At 31.8% G+C, this 17234-nt stretch carries 21 protein-coding genes and 1 pseudogene; 2 read left to right on the top strand and 20 right to left on the bottom strand.

Annotation, left to right across the window (positions count from 1 at the left end; all coding sequences use genetic code 11):
- Nucleotide 1: 1 nt before the first annotated feature.
- The 19 genes and pseudogenes from atpG to DW114_RS12020 form a co-directional block, all read right to left on the bottom strand.
- Complete coding sequence (gene atpG, locus DW114_RS11935) at nt 2-850, bottom strand: ATP synthase F1 subunit gamma (RefSeq protein WP_117453987.1); 849 nt, start codon at nt 848-850, stop codon at nt 2-4.
- Nucleotides 851-853: 3 nt separating this feature from the next.
- Nucleotides 854-2374 (bottom strand): F0F1 ATP synthase subunit alpha, encoded by a 1521-nt coding sequence (gene atpA / locus DW114_RS11940; RefSeq protein ID WP_117453988.1) that lies wholly within the window; start codon nt 2372-2374, stop codon nt 854-856.
- Nucleotides 2375-2384: 10 nt separating this feature from the next.
- Nucleotides 2385-2930, bottom strand: coding sequence for an ATP synthase F1 subunit delta (gene atpH, locus DW114_RS11945; RefSeq protein ID WP_117453989.1), 546 nt, complete (start codon nt 2928-2930; stop codon nt 2385-2387).
- Nucleotides 2918-3436 carry a F0F1 ATP synthase subunit B gene (gene atpF, locus DW114_RS11950; protein WP_117453990.1) on the bottom strand — a complete coding sequence of 173 codons (519 nt, stop codon included), beginning with the start codon at nt 3434-3436 and terminating at the stop codon, nt 2918-2920. The genes atpH and atpF overlap by 13 nt, the downstream gene beginning before the upstream one ends.
- Before the next feature lie 32 nt (nt 3437-3468).
- A complete protein-coding gene (gene atpE, locus DW114_RS11955) occupies nt 3469-3708 on the bottom strand; it encodes an ATP synthase F0 subunit C (protein ID WP_117453991.1) in 240 nt (79 codons plus the stop codon).
- Nucleotides 3709-3744: 36 nt separating this feature from the next.
- Nucleotides 3745-4437 (bottom strand): FoF1 ATP synthase subunit A, encoded by a 693-nt coding sequence (locus tag DW114_RS11960; RefSeq protein WP_117453992.1) that lies wholly within the window; start codon nt 4435-4437, stop codon nt 3745-3747.
- On the bottom strand, nt 4437-4805 hold the full coding sequence (locus DW114_RS11965) for a hypothetical protein (RefSeq protein WP_117453993.1): 369 nt from the start codon (nt 4803-4805) through the stop codon (nt 4437-4439). The genes DW114_RS11960 and DW114_RS11965 overlap by 1 nt, the downstream gene beginning before the upstream one ends.
- Entirely contained in the window at nt 4798-4986 is a 189-nt protein-coding gene (locus DW114_RS11970; RefSeq protein ID WP_117453994.1) for an AtpZ/AtpI family protein, read from the bottom strand. Before DW114_RS11970 ends, DW114_RS11965 begins: the two co-directional genes overlap by 8 nt.
- A complete protein-coding gene (upp, locus tag DW114_RS11975; protein WP_117453995.1) occupies nt 4986-5606 on the bottom strand; it encodes a uracil phosphoribosyltransferase in 621 nt (206 codons plus the stop codon). The genes DW114_RS11970 and upp overlap by 1 nt, the downstream gene beginning before the upstream one ends.
- Nucleotides 5607-5954: 348 nt before the next feature.
- Nucleotides 5955-6593, bottom strand: coding sequence for a hypothetical protein (locus tag DW114_RS11980; protein ID WP_117453996.1), 639 nt, complete (start codon nt 6591-6593; stop codon nt 5955-5957).
- A 154-nt stretch (nt 6594-6747) separates the two neighbouring features.
- Nucleotides 6748-8016 (bottom strand): hypothetical protein, encoded by a 1269-nt coding sequence (locus DW114_RS11985; protein ID WP_117453997.1) that lies wholly within the window; start codon nt 8014-8016, stop codon nt 6748-6750.
- The gene (locus DW114_RS11990) at nt 8003-8740 is read right to left on the bottom strand and encodes an ATP-binding cassette domain-containing protein (protein WP_158552246.1); all 738 of its coding nucleotides are present in this window, start codon (nt 8738-8740) and stop codon (nt 8003-8005) included. Before DW114_RS11990 ends, DW114_RS11985 begins: the two co-directional genes overlap by 14 nt.
- Before the next feature lie 14 nt (nt 8741-8754).
- Complete coding sequence (locus DW114_RS11995; protein WP_117453999.1) at nt 8755-9099, bottom strand: hypothetical protein; 345 nt, start codon at nt 9097-9099, stop codon at nt 8755-8757.
- A gap of 428 nt (nt 9100-9527) precedes the next feature.
- Nucleotides 9528-10193 (bottom strand): hypothetical protein, encoded by a 666-nt coding sequence (locus DW114_RS12000; protein ID WP_117454000.1) that lies wholly within the window; start codon nt 10191-10193, stop codon nt 9528-9530.
- A 202-nt stretch (nt 10194-10395) separates the two neighbouring features.
- Nucleotides 10396-10530: pseudogene (locus DW114_RS22190) on the bottom strand (accessory gene regulator B family protein); the annotation flags it as partial.
- Between the two features lie 52 nt (nt 10531-10582).
- Nucleotides 10583-10723 carry a hypothetical protein gene (locus DW114_RS21270; protein ID WP_158552247.1) on the bottom strand — a complete coding sequence of 47 codons (141 nt, stop codon included), beginning with the start codon at nt 10721-10723 and terminating at the stop codon, nt 10583-10585.
- Nucleotides 10724-10819: 96 nt separating this feature from the next.
- Nucleotides 10820-12031 (bottom strand): hypothetical protein, encoded by a 1212-nt coding sequence (locus tag DW114_RS12010; RefSeq protein WP_117454001.1) that lies wholly within the window; start codon nt 12029-12031, stop codon nt 10820-10822.
- On the bottom strand, nt 12024-12716 hold the full coding sequence (locus DW114_RS12015) for a LytR/AlgR family response regulator transcription factor (protein ID WP_158552248.1): 693 nt from the start codon (nt 12714-12716) through the stop codon (nt 12024-12026). The genes DW114_RS12010 and DW114_RS12015 overlap by 8 nt, the downstream gene beginning before the upstream one ends.
- 147 nt (nt 12717-12863) lie before the next feature.
- Entirely contained in the window at nt 12864-14150 is a 1287-nt protein-coding gene (locus DW114_RS12020; RefSeq protein ID WP_158552249.1) for an ATP-binding protein, read from the bottom strand.
- 257 nt (nt 14151-14407) lie between these two features.
- Here DW114_RS12020 and DW114_RS21985 point away from each other — a divergent pair, with 257 nt between their 5' ends.
- Entirely contained in the window at nt 14408-15103 is a 696-nt protein-coding gene (locus tag DW114_RS21985) for a transposase (protein WP_207732791.1), read from the top strand.
- Nucleotides 15018-15725 carry a transposase gene (locus tag DW114_RS21990; RefSeq protein WP_255411982.1) on the top strand — a complete coding sequence of 236 codons (708 nt, stop codon included), beginning with the start codon at nt 15018-15020 and terminating at the stop codon, nt 15723-15725. Before DW114_RS21985 ends, DW114_RS21990 begins: the two co-directional genes overlap by 86 nt.
- A 554-nt stretch (nt 15726-16279) precedes the next feature.
- On the opposite strand, the gene DW114_RS12030 is transcribed toward DW114_RS21990, so the two are convergent.
- Complete coding sequence (locus DW114_RS12030) at nt 16280-16732, bottom strand: hypothetical protein (RefSeq protein ID WP_117454004.1); 453 nt, start codon at nt 16730-16732, stop codon at nt 16280-16282.
- Nucleotides 16733-17234: the final 502 nt, after the last annotated feature.

The raw sequence follows: 17234 nt of genomic DNA on the forward strand, positions 1-17234 counted from the left end.
GCTACACTCCTTCCAGGGCATTGACAGCACCAACAATTTCGGTAATTTCCTGGGTGATGCTTGCCTGTCTTGCCTGATTGAATTCCAATTCCAGGGTTTCTTTGATTTCATCCGCATTATCTGTCGCACTTTCCATCGCCATACGACGGCTTGCCTGCTCACTGGTTTTTGTTTCTAAGAAATAACTGTACAATAATGATCTGACATACATTGGTACTAATGTATCCAAAATCTTATCTCCAGCTGGTTCAAATTCAGTTAAGGCATTTCCTGAATGTTCACGATCATCTTTTTCCACAGGCAGCAAGGTTACTAGCTGTGGCTCAAAGGATACAGAATTAATAAATTTTGTGTACAGAATACGGATTTCAGATATTTCTTTTTTGCGATATAAATCAAGTGCCATATCCGCAATTTCCACCAGTTCACTGTAACATTCATCTTCCAGATCTAGTTCTTCACGAATCACATGATATCCTTTATTGTGAATCCATCCGGCTCCACGAAGCCCGATCATTACGATATCATCATCTTTACTGACAGTATTTTGAAGCATACGATAAATATTTGCATTATATCCACCACATAATCCCATATCACTGGTAAATACGATGGTAAATGCTTTCTTCGCATCATTTTTCTGTAAGTATGGATGCATGCTGTTTTCAATAGAAGATAAGATTTCCTGCACTGTTTCTTTTAGATAATAGGCATATTCTCTGTTTTCTTCCATGAACTGTTTCTGTTTTTTCAGTTTACTGCTGGCAACCAACTGCATGGCTTTGGTAATTTTTCTTGTAGAGTCTACAGAACGGATACGAGCCTTGATCTCTAATTTACCTGCTGCCATAGACTATCCTTCAATTAAATTCTTGAATTCTGTCGCAAACGCTGTCAACGCCTCTTTGATAGATGCTTCCAGTTCACTGTCTAAAGCCTGCTTTTCATTGATTGCGGCAATGATATCTGCATGCTCTCTTTCCATGTATTTCAACATTTCTTTTTCGTAAACTTTCACATCTTCTACTTTGACAGGTTTCAGGAATTTATGTTTTGCGGCAAATAAAGATAATACCTGATGAGCGACTGGCATTGGATCATACTGATTCTGGATCAGCAGTGTTGTTAAACGTTCTCCATGCGCCAATGTTTCGGTTGTTGTCGCATCCAGATCACTACCGAATTTCGCAAATGCCTGCATTTCACGATACTGTGCAAGCTCCAGTTTTAAGCTTCCACTAACCTGTTTCATTGCTTTGATCTGTGCGGCACTACCAACACGGGATACAGATAAACCACTGTCTACCGCTGGTCTTACACCACTGTTGAACAGCTCTGTCTGTAAGAAAATCTGTCCATCGGTGATAGAAATAACATTGGTAGGAATATATGCTGCGATATCTCCGGCCTGTGTTTCGATGATAGGAAGTGCAGTTAAACTTCCTGCACCTAATTCATCATTTAATTTTGCGGCACGCTCTAATAAACGAGAATGCAGATAGAATACATCACCAGGATATGCTTCACGTCCAGGTGGACGTTTCAACAATAAGGACATGGTACGATAAGCAACCGCATGTTTACTCAAGTCATCATATACGATCAATACATCGTCCCCATTTTCCATCCATTCTTCACCAATCGCACAACCTGCATATGGTGCAATATATTGTAATGGAGCTGGTTCACTGGCAGTTGAAGATACAATGGTTGTATATTCCATAGCGCCATGACTTCTTAATTTTTCTACAATTTGCGCAACGGTACTTGCTTTTTGTCCGATTGCGACATAAATACATTTTACGTTTTGACCCTTCTGATTGATAATAGTATCGATGGCGATTGCCGTCTTACCTGTCTGACGATCTCCAATGATCAACTCTCGCTGACCTTTACCAATAGGAATCATAGAGTCAATGACTTTTAATCCGGTCTGGATTGGCTGGTGTACACTTTTTCTTGTCATAACACCTGGAGCTACACGCTCTACTGGGCGGAATTTATCTGATACGATAGGTGCACCACCATCAATTGCCTGTCCCAATGCGTTGACAACACGACCTAGCATGCCATCCCCAACTGGTACTTCGACAATTTTACCAGTACGTTTTACTTCGTCACCTTCTTTAATGGAAGCATCATCTCCCATTAATACGGCACCGACATGTTCTTCTTCAAGGTTTAATACCATTCCATAGACATCACCTGGAAATAACAGCAGCTCTCCAGCCATTGCATTTGCCAAGCCATGAACAAGGGCAATACCATCACCGATCGTGATAACGGTTCCTGTTTCACCAGTTTCCAGTTCATCATCATAGCGTCGGATCTGTTCTTTGATCAGTTTGCTTATTTCTTCTGGTCTTAAGCTCACCACATTCACCTCACTTGTTTGCTTCAGATGCAACGACTTTCTTCAAACGTTCCAGTTTGTTTTTCGCTGTATTGTCGATGATCTGATCATTGATTTTGATACGGATACCTGCCATCAAGTCTTCATCTACTCGTAAGACAAGCTCCACTTTTTGATTTAGTTTATTCATTAATGCTACTTTCAGTTTCGCAATCTGTTCATCATTCAATGCAGTTGCGCTATTCACATAAACTACTTGAATGTGGTTTTCCACATTGTAGCATTTCACAAATTCTTTTGTGATATCCGGCAGAATACGGAAACGGTTTTTATCTACTAAAATCTTTAAAAAATTTAACAGCATGTGTTCGATACTGTCTTTATAGATTGTTTCCAGCAGCTGCTTCTTTTCTTCCTTGTGAATTTTTGGATGGTTCATCACACTTACAAATTTTGTATCTGATGCCATCGTACTTTTCACAAGCAATAATTGTTCTTTATAAATATCCAGCTTGTTTTCTTCCTTTGCGATTTCAAACAACGCATCACAATAGCTTTTTGCTGCTATGCCTGCCATGTATCATCACCTGCATGTTCAATAAAGTCATCCACATAACGCTGCTGATCTTTTTCATCCAGTTCCTTCTTGATGATTTTTTCCGCAGCTTCAAATGCAACATCCGTAATCGTCTGTTTCATTTCTTTCTGTGCCTGAACTTTTTCGCGTTCAATATCCGCTAATGCTTTCTGCTTGAGGTTTTCCGCTTCCTCGCGTGCTTTCGCTAACACTTCTTTACGCTCTTCATTGGCATTCTTTGCTGCCCCTTCTAAAATTGCGTGTGCTTCACCTCTCGCACTTGCAAGCTGAGTTTCATATTGAACTTTATATTCTTCTCCATCTTTACGTGCCTGTTCACCTGCGGCAATATCGTCCGCAATTGCTTTATGACGTGCATCAAAATAATCCAGAATGACATCCCAGAAAAAATGCTTTGCCACCAAACAGATGATCAGTGTAGAAATACAAACAAGAATTACATCCACCAGGTCTAATCGCAGGTAATTTGTTATATCAATATTCATGTTCCAAAACTACCTCCTTGTATCAATAATTCTTATCCTTTCATGAAGATCAAAATCAATGCGATTACTAATGCGTAAATACCAGTTGTTTCGGCCATGGCGATACCAAGAACCATGATACTACGGATTTTACCAGCTGCATCTGGATTTCTGCTGACACCTTCAGCACCCTTACTAGCCGCAATACCCTGTCCAATACCAGGACCTAAACCAGCGATCATTGCGATACCAGCACCTAATAAAGCCATACCTTGTACAAAATATTCGTTCATTTTTCATTTCCTCCTAGATTGTTATGTACGTAATTGTTAATCTTCACTTGGATATGCATCCGACAAGAAGAAGCTTGCCAGTGTGAAGAAGATATAGGTCTGAATAAGACCTGAAAAGATATCGAAATATGCATGCAGGAATGGTGTTAACGCATATCCTAACACACCTGCAGGCATCATACCTCTCATTAAGGAATAAACCATTCCTACAATGATGGTACCTGCCAGCATATTTCCAAACAGACGCAGAGATAATGAAACAGGAAGTGCCAAATCACCTAATACATTTAATGGCAGAAACAGGAAGAATGGATCGCACAGACCCTGAATCTTTCCTTTGATTCCCTGTTGTCTGATCTCTGTGTAGCGTACGAGCAAAAACATCATGACCGCAAGTGTCGCATTCACACTTAAATTGCTCGTTGGTGGCTGTAGCCCAATCAATCCTAAAAGGTTGCTTGGAGCCATCATAAATATCAGTGTACCAAAGAAAGGCAAAAACGTTCTTGTCCGCTCCTTCAGGTTATCACCGATAATACTGATTCCAAGATTGGCAACACTTTCGCATACCAATAGGAATCCTTTTGGCGCCTGCCTTGGATCTGCTTTCTTTATCTTTTTGCCCGCTAAGATAAAGAACACACACAGAATGACACAAAGCAATAGCCAGTTCACAATGGATTGGTGTATAAATAAGTGGAATCCTCCAATCGTGATATCGATAGCCACTAACCTACCTCCTTTCTATGCAGAATCGCATAAATAACGATAGACGCTTTATGACACAGCATCCCTACCAAAAGTGCCAAAGGATGGACACCTTTATATATACTTAACGCAAAAACAAGGGTATAAAGTGCGTAACGTTTCACATAAGCACCCTGACCTCTGCCCTTTGCATTTGTATATAGTTCAATATTGGAGCACATACGTTCAATCATGCCAAAACCCAGCAGACCACACATTGCGCCAATGATGATACCTAAGGTAATGCTTTGAAAGCTTCCTTGAAATACCAGTAAAGATAAGCCACTGATCACAAGCATCAAAGCCAACGTAATTTTGCGAATTTCATTTCCCTGTGCTTTATCAATCATCTTTACTCACCGCCTTCCACAATAAATAGAAATTGGCTCCAATGGCATACGCAAGCAATACCAGTAAAAAAACCGGTGCGCTATGAAGCTTTTCATCCAGCCAGACTCCCGCTAAGACGCAAAGAATACAGCTGATTAATAATGTCATAGTAAAGCGTATCGCTTTTTGGACATCTTTCATTATTTTGTTCCGAAAATTCGATCTCCGGCATCACCCAAACCTGGAATGATATACCCATGTTCATTCAGTTTTTCATCTAATGATGCCAAATAAATATCAACTTCAGGATGTGCTTTCTCTACTGCTTTTACACCTTCTGGTGCACCAACCAGACAAACTAGGCGAATATTTTTAGCGCCTTGTTTCTTTACCATGTCGATGGCAGCAATTGCACTTCCTCCTGTTGCTAACATTGGATCAACAATCATGACAATTGCATCCTTCACAGCCTTTGGATACTTTTCAAAGTACGTATGAGGTTCTAATGTTTCTTCATCACGATACAACCCAATATGTGCAATTTTTACCGTAGGAATCAGATTACAGATACCATTTACCATACCTAAACCTGCACGCAGGATTGGTACCAAAACGATTTCCTTTTCCATTTCATACGTCTTACACGTAGCAACCGGTGTTTCAATTTCCACTTCTTTCAGTGGAATGTCACGAGTGATTTCATATGCCATTAATCCGGCAATTTCATCCAAATTCTGGCGGAAATCCTTCGTACCACAGTTCTTATTACGCATTTGTGTCAACTTGTGCGTAATAAGCGGATGTTTTAAAACTTTTAACATAGCCCATTTCTCCTTATTTGCGATACGGCAAATATTTTACCATATCCTAACCGATTGTGTAACCAACATTTTCATATATCTGTATAAAATGTTTACACTGTAAATATTATACCATGATTGCCCTCTGTTTTAAGCACTTTCAGGCACTTTTTCTTTGTTTTCTCCTGTTTAGTATTTTTGCTTTCTTATATATTATACATATTCTTTCAGATATCGTAACGTCATATCATTTTTTATGATGAAAGATGTTGTGATTTTATATATACGGTCTTTAAAATCATATCTTATAAACATCATAAAAAGAAAAGCAACTGATCTAATCAATTACTTTTCCACCTTATCCATAAACTATTCTAATGCGACAACTGATTGTAGTGGTTCATATTTACCACTCACATTATTCTTCACCCTGATATCATCACGATCTGTAAGATGATCAGGATCTTCAACTTCGCGCATACCATATGCAAAACCACTGATTGCATATTCATTTTCTTTTTGAGATGATGTATGATCTAAAAACACAAGATATGTTTTATTCTTTTCTACAGGGATATCATGTTCATACTCACTAACAACAGATGTGTACCCTGCATCTTCTAACATATCGACCTGTTTTTGAAGCAATCCTTTCTTCCATTCGTTATAACTTAACTTCCCACCTAATCGAGTAAAAGCAATCTTATCATCAATTTTAAGATTGCCTTTATATACGGCTTTCACTACTGCTTTTCCATACGTATATATATCTACATAGATTGCTAACTTATCGTTATAATTAGATGTACCACCAATATCTGTAATTTCAACCAAAGCAATATCGTTATGATGTTTATTCAGCTCTAAATTATTACTTAAATCATACGCATAATCAGAATCAGAATCGATTGTGAGTACTTTATCTTTTTTTTCGCTTTTTTCATCAGTTGAACATCCAGATAATACCATCAACCCTAACAGGAATAGGCAAATTATTTTTTTTAACATTTTTCCTCACATCCTTTTGTTCTTCTAAAAGACTTAACATCTTGAATATCTTTATTGACTCATAATTAGATATATCCCTTATAGCTTTTTTTAGTCAGACATTAGTTGTGAATCTGTATCATTTCTTCAGTTTAGAATCTTGTTGAATGCTTTTTTATACATATGATAATCCCCAAGCTGCCACCATATATATGAATACAGAAAGAAAACCATAGAACAATAAGAAAATTATTGGAGTTTTATTGTCGTTCTTATATTTTAAATTTACTTTTGATTGTATTAAATTTGAAATCATATATGTGATTAGGCAAATGATTACTTTATTCATCAAAACTTCGTTATACATAAATGACGATAATACTATTTCAAAAAGGATCAATAAAATCACAGAATTGGAAAAATCTATGATTTTCATTCTATTGAAAGGGACTTTTTGTTTCATGTCAAACCAACTTTTATATGCAGATAATATACCACTTGATATTAAAAATAACGGTATAGATAATTGAAATATCACATCTTCACTCATAGCAATTAAATTTGAATTTTTGAAAAAGATTAATAATATACAATAAGAAAAAATATATTCAATATAAATACTTCGTGATTGAAATAGTAATAAAAAATAATTTTTTAATATATTCATATTACCATGTAATAGCAATGGTTTACTATCCTTCACATGATTTCTTAATACATAAGCACTTTCTATTTTACTTTTTGTATAAAACAAATAAATTACAAATGATAATAGTACCATTACACTAATAATCACAAAAAATGGTATACTCATCACTGTACCTAAGCTCACATATTTTACAGGTAAATAGAACAAGAAAGCGAGTATTGTGGCACTTATTCCCTCAAAAACTGCTATATATTTTGTTTTTATATATTTCAGAGAAAAATTTACCACACCCTGATAAATAAACAATAAGATAAACAATATTGAATCAAAGGAAAACAAAAATAATACTATAAAAACAATCGAAGAAAAAAAGTTTGAAGAAGTATGCATAAGCAACTCCGCTAATATTACGAAAAACAAACTATCTAACATCATCAAACAAAGTCCCATATTTGCTAAAGAAATATCTTTATAAGATATATTAAAATGTCTATACTTTTCATAACTTCTATTATTAATTTGTGTAATCATGATATATAATGGCGCAGATAAAATAATAGTATAATAAAGCAGCTGATGAAAAACTGCGCTAAAGGATTCAATCAATTTTAAAATATCTGAATTTATTGAAATACTTTCTAAACCATTTGGCATAAATATTTCCGCAATAAAATATATTACAATTGGAGTTAAAATCACCAACGATATATAATATGGACTATCTGCTAAGTGCCTAATAATAAAATTACTAAAAGTTTTTATTCTAACACGAGCAATCTCTTTAGCCTTGCCCATATGCTTGCTCACTTTCCATTGATTTTGCATTTAGGAATTCCGTTTCTAAATTCAGAGAACTATCATTTATAATATCTTTTACAATCTGGTGATGATTAAATAATAATATTCTATCACACACATCCTCTAAGAATTGTGTATTATGACTAGATATTATAATTGTAGAAGAAAACGTATTATGTTCTTGTTTTAGTAATTTTTTTAATGAAATGATCATGCCAATATCTAATCCATTTGTTGGTTCATCAATTAATATAATATTTTTATGTAAAAACAATTCACCAATGATTTGAATTTTTTTCTTCATACCAAAAGAGTAATCTTTTATTAATTTTGATTGATATTCGCCAGATAAATCAAATAGATCTACATAACGCATGATTTCTTCTTTCTTATTATCATAATCTAATTTTTCAATATGACATATGAATTTAATATATTGCTCTGCTGTTAAATAATCAAGAAGATTAGGTGTATCCTGTATATAAGATACATTTTCTTTGATCATTTGATTATCAATTACTGGATTCGTTGACAATATTAAAATAGCTTCTTGTTTCCCATGAAAACCATATAAGGAATCCAAAAAAGTTGTTTTCCCAGAACCATTTTCCCCCAATAATCCTATAATTTCTCCCTTTGCGATATGGAATGAAACATGCTCTAAAACTGGCTTATCCCCATAAAAAAAACTAAAATCATTTACATCTATTACATTTTCCATTATGGTTTCCCCTTTCATTTTTTGTTATAGTTTGTAATAAGATTTTTTGTAATAATCGTCATTACTATAACAACAATTAATAATATAAATCCAACGATAAATGGCAAATAATCATACATCATATTTTTTACGATGGTTATTTCATATCCTCCATTATTATATATGCTTCGAAATTCTTCAACTTTTATACCAAATAGTTTTACTGTTTGAACAGTTTCTTCTTGTATATTGACCATTGCTGCTGTCATATCGTAAGATCGCTTAATAATTAAAGCAATCGTACCTATAAAACCAACAAGAAAAACAATAATCGCCATAACAATAATTTTTAAAATTTTTATTAACATATTTTTATTCAATGTCACCAACTCCTTTTTGTACATAAATTCTAAATAATAACATATACACTCACCAATAAAAACACCAGCAGTATCTCCCCTTGATGACAAGAATGCGTTACATTTAATGTCGTATACATATCTCTTTTTTGCTTATACACTCATGATATCATATATTTTTCATATGGCAATATAAGTGGGATATAACGTAATAAAAGTTATAAATTAATTTGTTTTCATGTATGAACTTAATACATTCTTATTTATACAATAAAGGATAATATAAAAAATATGATGTATATTGTAAATTATCATCTATTATTCCATTATAAAAAAGATAGAATTTTCAAAAGTAATGAAAATCCATATCCTTTTTATTCAAATTTTTCCATAAATCACCTACTATAATTTCTACCACTCATCAAGTAACACCCTATTTCTGTATTACTTCACGCTTTATATACTTCCATATCTATTTCTTTAACAGTGATATTCCCATGCCCATCACTTGCTTTAATGAACACTTTATACTGACCTGGATATTTTATATCCAATGTTTGATTCATTATGCCTTCTTTCGCATCCTTTATCTTTTCCTCATCATTGACAGGAGCGTATGTTATAATATAGCCTGGATAAAACTTACTGAATTGCTCATAAGCTTTAATATCTACCTTTTGTTTACCTTTAATATCATAAACATTTAAATCTTTATTTATATCATATGATCCTTGTACCTTCATTCTATTTTCGCCACTATATTCAATTACAGGCGCTTTGGTATCATCTATCAATATCGTAAATATCTTTTTATAATCTTTATCTTTATATTTAATAGAAACTTTCATGTCTATGATTTTTCCAACATTATCTTCATCATATTCAAATTTTGTTTCACAATCTTTTTTATTAACACCTTCTCCTAAGCTATAGTACATATCTTTTGATTGTATATCCTCTCCCCATTCTATAACTTGTGTACCCTTTCCATCTATTCCGCCACCAATTGTAGAGAATCTAATAGGTTCTTCTATTTCTGAATCCTTATTTTGGCATCCGAATAATAATAAGCAGCTTGGTATCACAAATATTAGCATTGTTTTTAATTTTTTCATGATTTGTTTTCTCCTATTATTTTATAAACATCAAATATAGTTCGTAAGTATAGTTATGATAATTACAAGGTAATAACGATTTTCCATGCTCAAAATATCATAAGAGAATGTTTTTAACCTAACTTTCTATCTAACATAATTGAATAGTTCAAATATTAATATACCAATAATGATACCTATAACAAGTATAATAATTGACTTTTTATTCATAATTTTTTCCTCCCTTTTTTACAATATTTATATATGAATGAAATGATAATATGCTTAAGTAAACTGTAATCGTGATAACAAAGCATCTTAATATTGTTTTCGCATGATAGCCTTCATACTCACTTCTGAAAACATAATAGAAATGCTAATGTTTCCACATAAGTCTTTGATATAATGCACTACCCAATGATAACTGCTATTTCCAGAAATTCACTCATCATAATTTCTAGTGCATAGCGAATATCATCGATTTGATTTTCCTCAATTACTTGATGATGATATAACAGCTTACCTAAAGCAATCCCTATCCTTACGATCATATATCCTCCTTTTTCTACTTTCATTATAATCCTAAAAGAGAAAAAATCTATAATACTTGCAACGAACGGCTAATTTCTGCAACGAACGGCAGCTATTTAAAAAAGCAACAAAATACATTGTTTATATTCTTCATTTTCACTAACATCAAGATCTCCATTATACTTTTCTATGATACTTTTTAAATAATCATCTTGGAATTTATTTATATACTTTGGCTCTTTAACCATGCAGATTGGAAAATGTTCATAAATTTCTAATTCATTATCAAAATATCTAATTTCTAAATAGTAATCAGATTTCTTATTTTTTCTCAATAGATTACAGCTACGATTTATTAATATCGTTAGAAAGGCAATTAGGTCAGTCGTATTCATATTGATGATTTCAGGAACATTTATCGTTAAATGAAACGTAATATCAGAAAATTCGTCTATTTTAGATTGTAGAATATTATTAATATAGACATTTAGACAAATTGGTGTACGGTAAGATGAATAATAATTTACCTGCCATTGCCTGATGTACGGTTTAATTTTTTCTATTTCATTTTGATCAATCATCATTTCAATTTCTAATAATTGATTTTTTGTATCATGAATTAATTTTTGAATTTCACGTTGTTGTATTTCAATCTGATCTATATTCTTTTCCGTCATGGCAATTAATTCCTTGAATATTGTCATATCATATTTCTTTTTTAATATAATGCGATAATATAAAACAAAACATAATATAACAAAAAATATAGTTTCATACAAAATCATTAAAAATAGAAATTTATCATTTTCCTCTGATAATTGAAGGATACGAGATGATATGAATGTACCAACACCTAAACAAATGATTATAATCATAAAACTTTTTCTTTCGACTAGCACTTCTGTTTTTTTTATTTGCATAACTTCAAACCACATTAGTAAAAACATGATAACTTTCAAAATCAATGTAAATATCAACCTGAATATGCCTGGCTCTAGCGACAGTCTTAAATCAATGTTCAATAAATCTGCCATTGTAATACAAAAAGATAAAGTAAAGAAAAATAATGTATCGATTATAAAAGCATTTACTATATTTTTGAAATCAATCTTTTTAGAATATGCAATCAAAAAAAACATAAGTAGAAAATTATCTTTCAATGACGCATACATTCTTGGTAATTCAACAAATTCACTTACATATTGAATTGATGAAAAAATGACCACTGCAATAATAAATTTTACTTTTTCTATTTTCTTGTTCGTTAGTAAGTGAAAAAATAATAAAACATAGCAATAATCTATAACGCTGAACAAATATTCACTCATGCGTATACCTCAATGAATGATATCTAGATTTAAAATCATTCCATTTTTTATCACTTACTTTGATTGTTTTGTCATCTTGAGTCATTAATTCATATCCTCTAGGAACTATTTTTTTTATTTTCATAATATTTACAATCGTATTTCGATTTACTTTATAAAAATTATCAGACAATTTATGATTTATTTCCGATAACGATCTTGCGCTAAGATAGAGAAAAGATTTTCTGTTTTCTATTTTCATACATACGGTATGATCTGAATACATAAAATATAAGATTTTATATTCTTCGATTCTTATATCACCATCCAATGTTTTAAAATTATACAATTTATCTTTTTTTATTTCCTGTTCCACTTCATTTACCTTATCAACTAATAATGCATTGATTTTGTCTTTTGGTATAAAACCTAAAACATTAGAATGAAAAGCCTCACCCATCATCTCAGGATAAGATGATACATATACAACATATCTATGTTTCTGAGGATTGTTTTTTATATATCTAATTCCTTTTTCATCTTTTAACTCGATATCTAATAACAACAGCTCATAAACACCTTCACTTCTTTCATAATCTCTTATATTTTCAAAATCTGAAATATCATCTTTTTTTCTACATTCTTTCAAAACTTGTTTCATTTTATTTCTATGTAGTTTATTATCATCAACAATCGCAATCCTCATAAACATCACACCTTTTTCTTTTATGATAGCATATATTTTTCACATAGCAAGAAAAGTGGGATATAATGTAAAAAAAGTTATTAATTAATTCCTATTCATATACGAACTTAATACAAGTAAATTATATTATATTTCATCGTAACTCTATTATATAAATAACAGCATATACAAAGGATAGCACTTAATCTTTTCATTTACATTTGTATTATTCGTAGACAATTTATAGCCTTTTGTTAGATAAAAGCGTTCCATAGAAGCTTGTAGGCTTTTAGACTTTGTATTACCTGCCGATTTCACTTCAATCGGCACAACTCGATCATTATCATAAATCACAAAATCAATTTCATATTGACTTCTATATTCATAGTAGTAAATATTTTTATGATGCGCTTGTAAGCATTGATATACTACATTTTCAAAGATGCCCCCTTTATATATTAATAAATCATCCTGCAATATCATTGCGCCAACATTTTGTTCAAACATCGCCAACAATAGACCTGTATCATGAAAGTAAACCTTGAATGCACTTAAATCAATATGGGCTTCCATAGGTTCTTCTAAAGTATCTAATCGATATAATCGATGAATCAGTCCACTATCAAACAGCCATTGTAAACTACTTTCATATATTCTTGCGTTTCCGCCTTTTTTCAAAAGTTTATATTGGAACTTTTTATTGTCTTTTGCTAGTTGTTTTGGAATAGAAGTAAAGCATTCATGAGCTTTTATCTTTTCGCTTCCTTCTCCATACTTCACAATATCTGCATAATATGCATTCAATATCTGTTGCTGCAGTTGTTTTACTTTATCAAAATTCTTTGATGTTATATATTCCTTTACGACTGCTGGCATTCCACCAACAACAATATATTCCTTAAATAACTGCATCATTTTTTTGTGTAAAGGTTCCATTACCATTGTACCTTTTTCATAACATTCTTTTAGTTGTTTAAAAATTGCTTCAGGTATTTGATTGGCAATAAGGAATTCTTCAAAGTCCATTGCATGCAAATCTACCATTTCTACATAGCCTACTGGAAATGATGTTGTATGCGCAATAGAAACACCTAATAAGCTTCCACTTGCAATGACATCAAAATCTTGATTCGCAAAAAATTTCAATGATGTTAAAGCACTACTGGAAGATTGTATCTCATCAAGGAAAAGCAACGTATTTTGATCAAATATTGTTTCTGGATGTTGAAGTTGATACATGGCAATGATATCTTCTACTTTTCTTGTTTGTTCAAAAACTTCTTTCATGTACATATCTTGTTCAAAATTAATTTCTATTACATGTTCATAATTTGCTTTCGCAAACTTTAAAACACTGTATCTTTTTCCAACGAACCGTGCGCCCTTAATAAGCAATGGTAAATGATTATTCTTTTGTTTCCATGCGATAAGTTGATCATCAAATTTTCTATACATTGTATCATCTCCTTGTATCTTTTTATAGTAGCACATTATTCTCCGTGAACAAAATAAAAAGCAGATAAGCCTGAATTTTTGGATATCTAAATTATCGTAGGGATAAAGGACACCTCCAAATTATCATAGGGTTTAGTAGAAGGTTGGCTCTAAATTTTTATAGGGTCAATCTTTTTGTTCATTCCTATAAAAATAAAACCTTTCGCTGTACAATGTAATCGTCAAACAACATTTAGCGAAAGGAGTGGTTTTCCACTATGGATATTATATCAGATTTTCTTAACCTTTCTCAAGATTCTGTATCAAATCTTTCTTCTTACATTGAAAATGATATTCTCATAATCTGTTTAACTTTAAAACCTTTTCCTTGTTCTTGTCCTATTTGTAATTCTTCCACATCTCATATCAAAGAATACAAACTAAAAAGAATTAAACATTCTGCATTAAATCATCAAAAATGTTTGATCGAATATCGGGCTCGACGTCTTGTTTGTGATAACTGTGGAAAAACTTTTTATGAGAACAATCCTTTTATTCCTATAGGTCATTCACTCAGTAATTTGACTGTTCTCAACGTTTTACAAGAATTGAAAGAATCCAATGCTACCTTTGCCAGTGTCGCTAGACATAATTTCATTTCTCCTACTAAAGCACAAGAAATCTTTGATCTGTATGTAAGGATTCCTAGAAGCTCTTTACCAGAAATCCTTTGTATCGATGAAGTATATGCTTTAAAGGATAACCACAGTAAATATGTATGTATTCTATTGGACTTTTTATCTCATGAAATGGTCGATATGCTTCCTGATAGAAAGAAATATTCTCTTTTGAATTATTTTGACAGAATCCCTATTCAGGAAAGAAATAATGTTAAATATATTATTATGGATATGTATAGCAGTTATCGTGATGTCGCCCACAGTAAACTCAAAAAGACTGTTTATTGCAGTTGACTCATTTCATGTTATCATGAATATCAATAAAGCTTTAGACAAGGTAAGAAAACGTATCATGAAAGGCAAAAAAAGTGATAGCATAGATTATTATCTGCTTAAAAATTTTCATTGGTTATTACTCACAGATGAAGTAAGAGAAAACAAACGCAGATTTAATAAGCGATTACAGAGATATATTAATTATCCTCAGATTCTTGACCTACTATTAAACATATCACCTGAACTCAAAGCAGCATATGAATTTAAAGACTTATATCTATGTTTCAACAGGATAAGTGATTATGATCATGCAGAGCATGACTTTCTTGATTTCATGATAAAAGTCAAATACTGTAAAATCCCTGAAATGGTCGAGATGATTAAAACATTGAATAATTGGCACGATGAAATCATCAATTCATTCATCGTAGTAAACGGTAAGCGTTTATCAAACGGCATAATGGAATCTCGAAATTCTATCGTGAAGCTTATTAAGAAAACAGGTAATGGTTATGTTAATTTCGCTAGATTTAGAAATCGTTGTATGTATTGCATGAACAAAAATGCTAAGCCTAATATGGCCGGTTATGATGTACCATTAAAAATGAAAGGACATAAACGAGGTAAATATAAAAAATAATGATAAGTGTTGTTTGACTATTATAAAAGGCAGCGAAATGTTCATTTTCTAACATTTCTACTGCCTTTTTGAAACCCTACGTTAATTTAGAGCCCCGAATTTTTCCACTGCTTTAACTGCTTTTATAACTCGCATAATTATATCAAATAGTGGTAAATTATACACGTTTGAATTTATCAAAACATCACGTAGCTATTTAATATAGATTCTTTAAGACTTGATGTACCTGTAAATAATTACTACTTTATTGAATACTAGACCAATGTTTGTACAATTTCGTATATAAAACGTAGTTAGTAAAGCATAATTACAAAATGATAACAATTTTCTCCTAATCAGGAAATCATAGGGGAATGTTTTTCACATAACTTTTCATCCAACATATTTAAAAAACTCAAATATTAATATGCCAATAATGATACCAACAACAAGCATTATTATCGACTTTTTATCCATATTTTCCCCTCCTTTATTGCTATATAATTTATTTGAATTATCATATCAAACTTCATGTTTTTTTGATAATCAATTCTATATAGTTTTACTAAAAGGTGTTAATCTACTGAAAATTTGCATACCCATGAAGCTTTAGGATTAGGTCTTACACATTCTTGCCCACCTAAAGTAGAATATCCTATAACATATTGTCCATCACTTGCGACACTTTTTAAATTAGCATTTCTATTACAAAAATTTTTTACGCTTGTTAATCCTGCTGCAGTCCACTCTGCAGCACTATGCCCTGAATAATAAACGATGACTCCATCTATAAAATATCCAATAACAATACCAGCTAAAAAGATTAGAATGCCACCATCTCTAGGCTCAATCAAATAAGTAGGTAGAATTGGATCAATTTCTAATTTATTATCAACGAAAACCAATTCGTCTGTATTTAATAAATTCACATCCTTTTGTTTGGCTTGAATATTACTTGTTAAAACAGTAAATAATGATAATACAATAGCTATGCAAGCAAATCGCTTAAAAAATTTCTTTATAAACATAATTTTTTTACCGCCTTTTCTTAATTTATATTGATAATTCCCATCAATTCATTTAATTTTTCTAGGTTTATAATAACCTCTAGGTGATACATTTCCTTCATAGTGTTTGCTAACTGAAATCATCAAATTAGCAATTGACTGAATCAATCTATCTTTCATAAGCTCTCCTTTCCAGGATGTATGATAGTATAACGATGAATTGCGTAAGACTCAAAATCTGAAAGATACTAGCGTAACCAAGTTGATATAATAATATCCCTGCAAGATGATATATCATTGCCACAATGATTGGTCTTTTCTTTTTATCGTTCAAATAATATTGCAATTGCTTCATTATGATAAAGATTATCATTACCATATACATACCAATATTTATATATGAATGAAATGATAATATGCTTAAGTAAACTGTAATTGTGATAACAAAGCATCTTAATATTGTTTTCGCATGATATCCTTCATACTCACTTCTTAATGATTAAAAACATAATAGAAATGCAAA

The sequence above is a fragment of the Absiella sp. AM09-50 genome, assembly GCF_003433845.1.
Lineage (GTDB): Bacteria > Bacillota_I > Bacilli_A > Erysipelotrichales > Erysipelotrichaceae > Hoskinsella > Hoskinsella hominis.

Bases quoted from the DNA above. Each gene is read 5' to 3' on its own strand.
- atpG (WP_117453987.1), bottom strand. From the start codon at position 850: ATGGCAGCAGGTAAATTAGAGATCAAGGCTCGTATCCGTTCTGTAGAC.
- atpH (WP_117453989.1), bottom strand. From the start codon at position 2,930: ATGGCAGGCATAGCAGCAAAAAGCTATTGTGATGCGTTGTTTGAAATC.
- atpF (WP_117453990.1), bottom strand. From the start codon at position 3,436: ATGAATATTGATATAACAAATTACCTGCGATTAGACCTGGTGGATGTA.
- atpE (WP_117453991.1), bottom strand. From the start codon at position 3,708: ATGAACGAATATTTTGTACAAGGTATGGCTTTATTAGGTGCTGGTATC.
- DW114_RS11965 (WP_117453993.1), bottom strand. From the start codon at position 4,805: ATGATTGATAAAGCACAGGGAAATGAAATTCGCAAAATTACGTTGGCT.
- DW114_RS11970 (WP_117453994.1), bottom strand. From the start codon at position 4,986: ATGAAAGATGTCCAAAAAGCGATACGCTTTACTATGACATTATTAATC.
- upp (WP_117453995.1), bottom strand. From the start codon at position 5,606: ATGTTAAAAGTTTTAAAACATCCGCTTATTACGCACAAGTTGACACAA.
- DW114_RS11980 (WP_117453996.1), bottom strand. From the start codon at position 6,593: ATGTTAAAAAAAATAATTTGCCTATTCCTGTTAGGGTTGATGGTATTA.
- DW114_RS11985 (WP_117453997.1), bottom strand. From the start codon at position 8,016: ATGGGCAAGGCTAAAGAGATTGCTCGTGTTAGAATAAAAACTTTTAGT.
- DW114_RS11990 (WP_158552246.1), bottom strand. From the start codon at position 8,740: ATGGAAAATGTAATAGATGTAAATGATTTTAGTTTTTTTTATGGGGAT.
- DW114_RS12000 (WP_117454000.1), bottom strand. From the start codon at position 10,193: ATGAAAAAATTAAAAACAATGCTAATATTTGTGATACCAAGCTGCTTA.
- DW114_RS21270 (WP_158552247.1), bottom strand. From the start codon at position 10,723: ATGATCGTAAGGATAGGGATTGCTTTAGGTAAGCTGTTATATCATCAT.
- DW114_RS12010 (WP_117454001.1), bottom strand. From the start codon at position 12,031: ATGAGTGAATATTTGTTCAGCGTTATAGATTATTGCTATGTTTTATTA.
- DW114_RS12015 (WP_158552248.1), bottom strand. From the start codon at position 12,716: ATGAGGATTGCGATTGTTGATGATAATAAACTACATAGAAATAAAATG.
- DW114_RS12020 (WP_158552249.1), bottom strand. From the start codon at position 14,150: ATGTATAGAAAATTTGATGATCAACTTATCGCATGGAAACAAAAGAAT.
- DW114_RS21985 (WP_207732791.1), top strand. From the start codon at position 14,408: ATGGATATTATATCAGATTTTCTTAACCTTTCTCAAGATTCTGTATCA.
- DW114_RS21990 (WP_255411982.1), top strand. From the start codon at position 15,018: ATGTTAAATATATTATTATGGATATGTATAGCAGTTATCGTGATGTCG.
- DW114_RS12030 (WP_117454004.1), bottom strand. From the start codon at position 16,732: ATGTTTATAAAGAAATTTTTTAAGCGATTTGCTTGCATAGCTATTGTA.